Source organism: Salinivirga sp., from assembly GCF_035268865.1.
Taxonomy (GTDB): Bacteria; Bacteroidota; Bacteroidia; order Bacteroidales; family Salinivirgaceae; genus Salinivirga.
In genome coordinates this window covers 1-8,791 of the sequence record NZ_DATFKB010000115.1, presented here as the reverse complement: position 1 = coordinate 8,791, position 8,791 = coordinate 1, and the positions used below count along the sequence as shown (strand labels likewise).

General features: G+C 38.2%; 8 protein-coding genes. 7 read left to right on the top strand and 1 reads right to left on the bottom strand.

The features are described 5' to 3' along the window. From VJ937_RS07190 to VJ937_RS07165, 6 genes are all read left to right on the top strand, one after another. Positions 1 to 1,722, top strand: a 1,722-nt coding sequence (locus tag VJ937_RS07190) for a T9SS type A sorting domain-containing protein (RefSeq protein ID WP_324066221.1), incomplete at its 5' end; no start/stop codon positions are given. A gap of 93 nt (positions 1,723 to 1,815) precedes the next feature. Next, a complete protein-coding gene (gene gap / locus VJ937_RS07185) occupies positions 1,816 to 2,820 on the top strand; it encodes a type I glyceraldehyde-3-phosphate dehydrogenase (RefSeq protein WP_324066220.1) in 1,005 nt (334 codons plus the stop codon). A 76-nt stretch (positions 2,821 to 2,896) separates the two neighbouring features. Further along, positions 2,897 to 3,388, top strand: a complete 492-nt coding sequence (locus VJ937_RS07180; RefSeq protein WP_324066219.1) for a DUF4494 domain-containing protein — start codon at positions 2,897 to 2,899, stop codon at positions 3,386 to 3,388. Between the two features lie 66 nt (positions 3,389 to 3,454). After that, entirely contained in the window at positions 3,455 to 5,677 is a 2,223-nt protein-coding gene (locus tag VJ937_RS07175; RefSeq protein WP_324066218.1) for a hypothetical protein, read from the top strand. Positions 5,678 to 5,738: 61 nt separating this feature from the next. Next, positions 5,739 to 6,203 (top strand): pantetheine-phosphate adenylyltransferase, encoded by a 465-nt coding sequence (coaD, locus tag VJ937_RS07170; protein ID WP_324066217.1) that lies wholly within the window; start codon positions 5,739 to 5,741, stop codon positions 6,201 to 6,203. Continuing rightward, positions 6,151 to 7,611 carry a TlpA family protein disulfide reductase gene (locus VJ937_RS07165; protein ID WP_324066216.1) on the top strand — a complete coding sequence of 487 codons (1,461 nt, stop codon included), beginning with the start codon at positions 6,151 to 6,153 and terminating at the stop codon, positions 7,609 to 7,611. The genes coaD and VJ937_RS07165 overlap by 53 nt, the downstream gene beginning before the upstream one ends. Positions 7,612 to 7,671: 60 nt before the next feature. On the opposite strand, the gene VJ937_RS07160 is transcribed toward VJ937_RS07165, so the two are convergent. Further along, positions 7,672 to 8,289 carry an NUDIX hydrolase gene (locus VJ937_RS07160; protein ID WP_324066215.1) on the bottom strand — a complete coding sequence of 206 codons (618 nt, stop codon included), beginning with the start codon at positions 8,287 to 8,289 and terminating at the stop codon, positions 7,672 to 7,674. On the opposite strand from VJ937_RS07160, the gene pyrE reads away from it, so the two are divergent. Further along, on the top strand, positions 8,288 to 8,791 hold a 504-nt coding region (gene pyrE / locus VJ937_RS07155), incomplete at its 3' end, for an orotate phosphoribosyltransferase (RefSeq protein ID WP_324066214.1). The two genes, VJ937_RS07160 and pyrE, sit on opposite strands and share 2 nt — an antisense overlap.

Sequence of the window (8,791 nt, the reverse complement as noted above, 5' to 3'; positions counted from 1 at the left end):
ACAGATGGAGGCCTATTCAGGTATCATCCTCAAAGCGGTTCTGTTCGTTTGAATAATTATCTTTTAACCGGTCAGTTCTACGACGTTTCTTATGGACCTAAAGGAGCTATAATTGCAGGATCTGAATCAAATGGTATGTATGTAAACAGATTTGATGGACCAGGTTCGCAAAGGTTTTTTGGAACAGAAGTTATTGAAGAATTTGATTTTGCAGACGGAGCACGATCAGGTTATCAGGGACTTATTTCTCAGATAAATCCCAATATTTTCTTCTATGAACACAGTGAAGCACGTCTTCGTAGAACACTTGACTTTGGACAAAGTATTAAAGATATTTATGATAGTTTGATGACAGATATTAACAATATTGACTGGGATGTTAATAACGCACCAATGGCAATGTGGGAATCGGAAAATTATCCGTATGGGTATGACACTTATTCTTACAAAACCTTTGATTCGCTTTTTCCTGGCGATATTGACACCACTGAAAGTCGAAATATTGCAAATATGCCTATCATTGTAAATATTGAAGATACTATCCCAAGAAATGGTATGGTTCCTTTTGAAGATACATACAAATCTATTTTTACAATAGGTATTAAGGGACAGTTGTGGATGACTAATAAAGCTACAAGTAACCTATCAATTCTGAATCACGATTGGTTTGATATTTTTAATATTTACGGATACTATAATATCCCGAGCGATCAAACACCTAATTTGAGCGCTACCATTAATGATATTGCCTTTTCACCTGAAGGGCATCATCTTTATATTGCCGTTAATTATATCTCCGATACAGCCAATAAAAGCGAAATATTCCGCATTGACAGTCTACACACAGTTGTAAAAGACAAATCTTACGGATGGTCCTATATTGGTGCTAACGATACCTTGACAGAAGATCGTATTCTTGAATATACGCAAAAGTTGGGTCAAACATATACCCAGGAAATTACTTCTGTAGCTGTTGACCCTAATAATAAGGGAAGGCTTATTATAACCTTCTCAAACTATGATGATCAGGATAAACTTTTTGTTTGTGATAATGCAAATACAACCACAAGCGAATCATTCAACGAAAATTTCAGATCAATACAAGGTAACCTCCCCCACATGCCAATATTCGATGCTATGGTGAATATTGCACAAACAGATCCCAATACAGGTAATAATATTTATCAACTAATATTGGGTACTGAGGTTGGTGTTTGGTCTACAAACGACTATCGTTTTGCTAGCCCATTTTACACGTATGATAGTGAGGGTGTTGGCTCTAGTCCTGTTTTTACAATTAAGCAGCAAACCAATTCTTACGATCAATACTCCGAGGTTGAAAACTATGGTATCATATATATGGCCACATTTGGTAATGGCCTCTATATAGATTCTACATATTTCGTTCCTCGTCCGGCAGATAATATTCAAGAAGATCCTGAAACCGGAGCGCAAGCTATTTCAGAATTTAATGCCAATGTTTATCCAAACCCCGTTGCTAATCAATTAACAGTCAACTTTGGAGTCTCAAGCGACAATAGTACCGTGAATGCACGAATAATTGACCTGTCCGGTAGAGTATTGCTTTCTGAAAACTTAGGAAACTTCGATAAAGGAACGCATACATACAGTGTAAATACAAATAACCTTGAAATGGGCATCTATCTATTCGAAATCAGTGATGGTAGAGATGCTGAAGTAATCAAGATTATTAAGAAATAGATATGTTGAATAATATCCAAAGGGAGGAAAACACACCTCCCTTTTTTTGTGTTTAAATTATAAATATGTCTAACTTTGAAAAAAATAATTACTATGGCAAAAATTAAAGTTGGAATTAACGGTTTCGGCCGTATCGGAAGAAACGCATTCAAATTAATGTTGGAGCGTGATAAGTTTGAAGTAGTAGGTATCAACGACTTAACTGATACCAAAACATTGGCTCACCTTTTGAAATACGACTCTACACAGGGTATTTTTGATGGTGATATTTCTTACAATGACAATGCAATCATTGTAAATGGAAATGAAATAACAGTATCTGCTGAGAAAAGTCCATCGAATATTCCATGGACAAAAACTCCCGATTTGGTAATCGAATCAACCGGTATATTCCGTAAGAGAGAAAGTGATAAAGGCGGTTATGGCGACCACCTGAAAAATGGTGCCAAAAAAGTGATCCTTACTGTACCAGCTTCTGATGAAATTGACAGAATGATTGTGCTTGGTGTAAATGATAGTGACTTGCAAGCAGCTGATGCTTGTGTTTCTAACGCATCGTGTACTACAAACTGTTTGGCTCCAGTAGCTAAGGTACTGGAAGATTCTTTTGGTATTGAAAAAGGTTATATGAATACTATTCATAGCTATACAAACGATCAGCAAATACTCGACGCTCCCCATAAGGACTTGCGCAGAGCACGTTCTGCTGCCGTTTCCCAAATCCCAACTACTACAGGAGCTGCAAAAGCTGTTGGTAAAGTAATTCCTTCCTTGAACGGTAAAATGGACGGTATGGCAGTTCGCGTACCAACCCCAACTGGTTCAATGGTTGATTTTACTGCAGTACTGAAAAAAGAGGTGACTAAAGAAGAGGTTAATAAGGCTATGAAAGCTGCTGCTGAGGGTCCAATGAAAGGAATTCTTCAGTATACAGAAGACCCAATTGTATCTTGTGATGTAATTCACAATACACACTCATCTATTTTCGATTCAGACCTTACAATGGTGAATGGAAATATGGTGAAAGTTGTATCATGGTACGATAATGAATGGGGTTATTCTGCAAGAGTAGTAGACCTTGGAGAACAACTTTTCTAAACCAGAAATAATTTATTAAAGGGGGCATCATTCAGGATGTCCTCTTTTTTTTGTCTTATAAATAAAAAGTGACGTTATGCATAATTGGTTTGAATGTAAAATTAAATATGAGAAGATGGATGAATACGGTAAAGAGAAACCCGTTTCAGAATCTTATGTTGTAGATGCACTGTCATTTACTGAAGCAGAAAGCCGTTTAATAAAAATGCTGGAAGGAGAAATACCTGATGAGTTTATTGTAACAGGTATTTCTAAAGCTAAACTTGATGAAATTGTTCCTGCCGAAGACGCAGATTATTGGTATAAGTGCAAAGTTATACTTAAGGATATAGACGAAAAATCAGGTAAAGAGAAAAAAATACAGAATCAGATTTTAGTTGCAGCTGATGATTTTCGCGGCGCACTTGAAAGTGCAGAAAATAGTCTGGAGCAGGTACTTGTTCCGTGGGAAATACACCAAATATCACTCACAAAAGTGGTAGATGTAATGCCTTATGAAGCTGGTGGAGTGGCTACTGAACCCGAATTGTCAGGGACTGATAAGGATTATATTGCATCCGAAGAGTAATTCTTTTGGCATACGAATTTTTCAGTTATTTTTTGTAGTTTGCATATCTTAAATTAGGTAGTAATTATGCAGCAACCGCGCAAAAATGCAGGGTTTGGCACCTTGCCTGTTTTTTTAACGGCTATCAGCACAATTCTGGGAGCAATTCTGTTTTTACGTTTTGGCTGGGCTGTTGGTCAGGTTGGCCTTGTTGGTGTTATCGCAATTGTATTAATAAGTCATTTAGTGACTATCCCCACTGCGCTTGCTGTTGCAGAAATTGCCACAAATCAACGTGTACTTGGTGGCGGGGCTTATTACATTATATCCCGTTCTTTTGGGTTTAATATAGGAGGTGCAATTGGGTTAACTCTTTTCGCATCCCAGGCTGTGAGTGTTGCATTTTATGTAATTGCATTTGGCGAAGCATTTGAGCCCGTTTTACAATCCATTCACGCTAATTTTGGATTTTTAATACCTAAGCGAGTGGTGGCTTTGGCTACAATGGCAATTTTATCTACCCTCATACTCCGGCGTGGAGCAAACCTGGGGATGAAAGCTCTTTATGTAGTTGTTGCGATTTTATTCACTGCCATTGCTCTATTTTTATTTGGCGAGCCGGTTGATGGAGTTGAAAAATTCAACTTAAATGAAACTGTAGAGAATCCCGCACCATTTTTTTATGTGTTTACCATAATTTTTCCTGCTTTTACCGGACTTGCTGCCGGTCTCGGATTGTCGGGTGACTTAAAAGATCCCCGTAAATCTATTCCTGCAGGAACTATGTGGGCTACCGTAGTTGGCCTTGTTGTATACTTAATTGTCGGGTACAAATTTGCCATCTCAGCTACTCCTGAGCAACTTAGCGCGGATCAGCTTATCATGGAGCGAATTGCTGTGTGGGGGCCCATTATACCAATAGGGCTTGCAGCTGCATCGCTCTCATCAGCGTTGGGTTCTATTATGGTAGCTCCACGTACACTACAGGCTATTGGATTAGATGATATATTTCCTGGGAAATCCATCAGCAGATGGCTGGCACGAGGTAAAGCAAAAGATAATGAACCTTTTAATGGATCATTAATTACTGTAATTATTGCTTTCTTCTTTGTTTTTATAGGTGATATTAATTTTGTAGCAGAAATTATTTCTATGTTTTTCATGGTCACCTATGGTGCTATTTGTTTAATTTCATTCCTGGAACATTTTGCCGCCGACCCATCCTACAGGCCAACATTTCGGTCCAGGTGGTACCTCTCTTTTATTGGTGCATTGATGTCGATATGGCTGATGTTTAGGATGAACCTTCCATATGCAGCATTATCATTATTAATTATGTCGGGTGTATATGTGATGATTACACGTGGAAACCCTGAGAAACGCGGACTGGCAAAACTTTTCAAAGGGGTGGTTTTTCAGCTCAGCCGGAATTTGCAAATATTTGCCCAGCGGGCCAACAAGGAGAAAGATGACAACAGTTGGCGGCCTTTTGCAGTTTCCATATCTAAAGACACCTTCAACCGGCGCAGTGCTTTCGATCTGATGCGCTGGATTTCGCATAAATACGGATTCGGAACTTACATTCATTTCATCAAGGGGTACCTGAATGACGATACAAATAAAAAGGCCGATGAAGTTATGGAGCGGCTCATTAAGCTTGCTTCAGGTAATAAGAACCGTATTTACCTCGATACCATCATTAGCCCGAGTTTTACATCAGCAATAGCACAGGTAATTCAGCTAAGAACTGTATCGGGTAAGCACAATAATATGATTATTTTCGAGTTCTCGCGCACCGATCCTGAACGACTCACCGATACGATGAATAATTATAAACTATTGAATACGACAGGTTTTGATGTATGTGTGCTGAATACGACTTATAAAGGATTCGGCGATCACCGGGAGATTCATTTATGGATAAAATCTGAGGATTATGCCAACGCCAATCTTATGATTTTAATGGCATACGTAATCCTTGGACACCCCGACTGGAAACGTGGGGTAATACGTATTTTTGTACTTACAAATCCGGAAAACAGACAGAAGCGCTGGACAGAATTGGCCAAACGTGTAAAAACAGGACGGTTGCCAATTTCACTAAAGAATATTGAGTTGGTGAATGAAACAAAAGAAACCAACCGGAAAGAAATTATCAGCCACCACTCTGCTGATGCAGATTTAACCATTATAGGATTCAATAACCATGAGTTAGCCGATCAGATTGGCAATTTTGATGTTTTCCAGGGTTATGAAAATTTGGGTAATATTTTATTTGTGAGTTCAAACTCTCAAAAAGTTATTTCCTGATGATTTCTGCTTGTAGCCAAGCTTATATTTTATAATTTTGACAATTTGAATCAAAATAAATATGGAAAGAATTGCAGTTTTTCCCGGGTCTTTTGATCCAATAACGCGTGGACATGAATCTGTTGTGCTAAGAGCAATAGATTTGTTCGACAAAATTATTATTGCAGTAGGAACAAATGCCAATAAACCGGGGTTTTTTCCGTTAGACAAACGCATAGAATGGATAAAAAGGACTTTTAAAGAACATGAAAAAATTGAGATCCGTAATTTTGAAGGATTAACTATCGATTTTTGTCGTGAAATAGGAGCAAAATTTTTACTCAGGGGTATCAGAACCGGTGCCGATTTTGAATACGAAAGAAGTATAGCACAAATGAACAAAGCATTGATGCAAGAAATCGAAACTGTTTTCATTCTTACTACACCCGAGCTCACACCCATTTCATCAACCATTCTCAGAGATATTTATAAACATGGAGGCGATATTAAATCTTTTATTCCGAAAGCTATTCACGGGGATTATTAGTTTATGTCTTGTTTTTGCCGGAGTTACTAATGCCCAGGATACCACAATACTTACTGGCCAGAGGGCCGATTGGGCCAACAAACCCGTCGAAGTTTGGTACTATGCCGACTATATTTCAACAGTTGAAAAAACGGTAACAGAGGTCGTACCTGGCGATAGTGGAAAACTTGATATCTCTTTTCCGATTAAAGAACCCCGGCAAATTTATGTAGAGTCAGGTGGGCTCGAAGGAAGCTTGTTTGTAATGCCAGGGGAAGCCTATGAGCTAAAATTGCCCGAATACAGGCAAATGTCTAAAGTCGATAGTTTAAACCCGTTTTACCAACCATTCAAATTCTTTTTTGGGCTTGAAAATAGCCATGCGACTGAATTGAACCATCTTATCACTGAATTTGACCTTATTTACAACGATTATCTTGTAAATAACTTTAGACAAATTCGAAGCAAACGCCAATCAAGCGACGTAGATACTATGGTGGTCTTTCTCGATTCCCTTTTTAAAAAGGGCGAACAAAATGCTTTTTTCAGGGGATATAAAAAGTATAAAATTGCAAAGTTGCTGCACATAGCCTATTTACATGACGATAATTATGTGGTGCGTGATTACTATCTTGATCAGCCGGTATTGTATACTAACCCTGCCTATTTCGATCTTTTTAATAAAATGTTCGATAACTATATTGAGTATTATGCCACAACTGCCGATGGGCAGGATATTGCTTTTAATGTCGTCAGAGCTAAAAGTTACCAACGCAGTATGCGCACATTGGCTAATAACCTGGCGCTTCGGAACGATACCCTGAGAGAGTTAGTGTTTATTAAAGGACTTAACGATGCATTGTATAAAAACACATTCCCTAAAAGTAGCCTTTATCAAACATTAGATTCAGTAAAATTGCAGACTAAAATCCCCCGCCATCGCAAAATTGTAGAGCGGATAATTGATAAAACGAAGAAGTTACAGGCAGGTTATCCTCCGCCTGCATTTCGCATTAATATGGGCGATACACTTGCCTTTTCGTTTCCTCAGAAAAGTGACAGGTTTATTTTGTTGAATTTTATAAATATTGAAAGTTTTGCAGTACAGAAAATCCTGCCACAGCTAAAACAGTTGAGCGAGAAACATGAGGATGTGCTTAAAATTGTAACTATAAATGTTGGAAGTAAATTTGAGCATGCACGTAAATACTTTGAAATGCACCAATATAACTGGCTTTTACTTAATGGTAATAAGAATACCGAGGTGCTTGAAGAATATAATGTGAAAGCTTATCCCTCATATTTTTTACTTAATCCGGAAGGGAAGTTGGCGTTAAACCCTACACCCGGCCCCGATGGCCATTTTGAGTATTATTTTTTCAAAATCCTTAAACACAGGGAACGGGAAAGATACCGGCAGGGTCGATAATTAATTTTTTATTGAAATATAGTCCATTATTTAAAGTGCATTGTACTTTGCCTATAATACCTACCTTAATTTAGCTCCTTGCAATACATCTATCAGGGTTGGGAAGGTGTTCGTTTCAAATTCATTGAGTTTGTCATGCGGCAACCATTTAACTTCTGTAATATCTTCTTCGGTTTGTGGCAGGAGCTTTTGTTTGGGCGCTTTCATATTGTACCACCAGGTTTTTTTCAGGGCAAAACTATTTTTGTATGGGTATATATGATAAGTTGCCATAAGGAAAGAGTCTATTGTAAGGTTTTCAATTCCGCATTCTTCCTGAACTTCTCTTAAAGCCGTCTGTTCTACAGATTCATTTTCTTCGCATTTACCTTTGGGCAAATCATTTTTACCTCTGCGCACCATGGTCAAAATTTCATTAAACTCATTTCGAACTAAACCGCCAGCAGCCTCAATGAATATAAAATGGCTTTTTATTTGTTCTAAAATTTTTCCGGGTTCGCTCGCCTTTATAAAAGCGTGCTTCTCACGCGCAGGAAGATTATCATTTAAAAGTTTATCAAGATGATCCTTAACATCTTTAAATTCATAAAAACCACTATTTTTGTAGCGCCGGAATTCTGATTCCGGAACAATATGAATAGAAGCTTTGTCGTAAAAAATTTTATAAATCTGATTCATGAGTCAACCAGTTAAAGAAAAAATAGCTCAATCGTTATTGCAAATTAACGCAATTCAATTGGAACCATCAAATCCGTTTGTCTGGGCCTCAGGAATGAAGTCGCCCATTTATTGCGATAATCGTAAGATTTTGTCTTACCCCAGGGTGCGCAAAATTGTTCGCGATGCATTTGTAGATAAAATTAAAGCCGATTATCCCGACGTTGATTTTGTAGCAGGTGTTGCCACAGGTGCCATTGCCCATGGTGCACTGGTAGCTGAAGCACTTGATCTGCCATTTTTATATGTGCGATCGGAAGCCAAGGGGCACGGAATGCAAAATCTTGTGGAAGGAGATGCCATACCCGGCAAAAAAGTGATTGTAATAGAAGATTTAGTCTCTACAGGAGGCAGTAGTGTAAAAGCAGTAGAAGCGCTTAGAAATCATGGTATGAAAGTGCAGGGGTTAATCGCAATTTTTACTTATGGTTTTCAAAAAGCCTTTAAAGCCTTTGCCGATGCC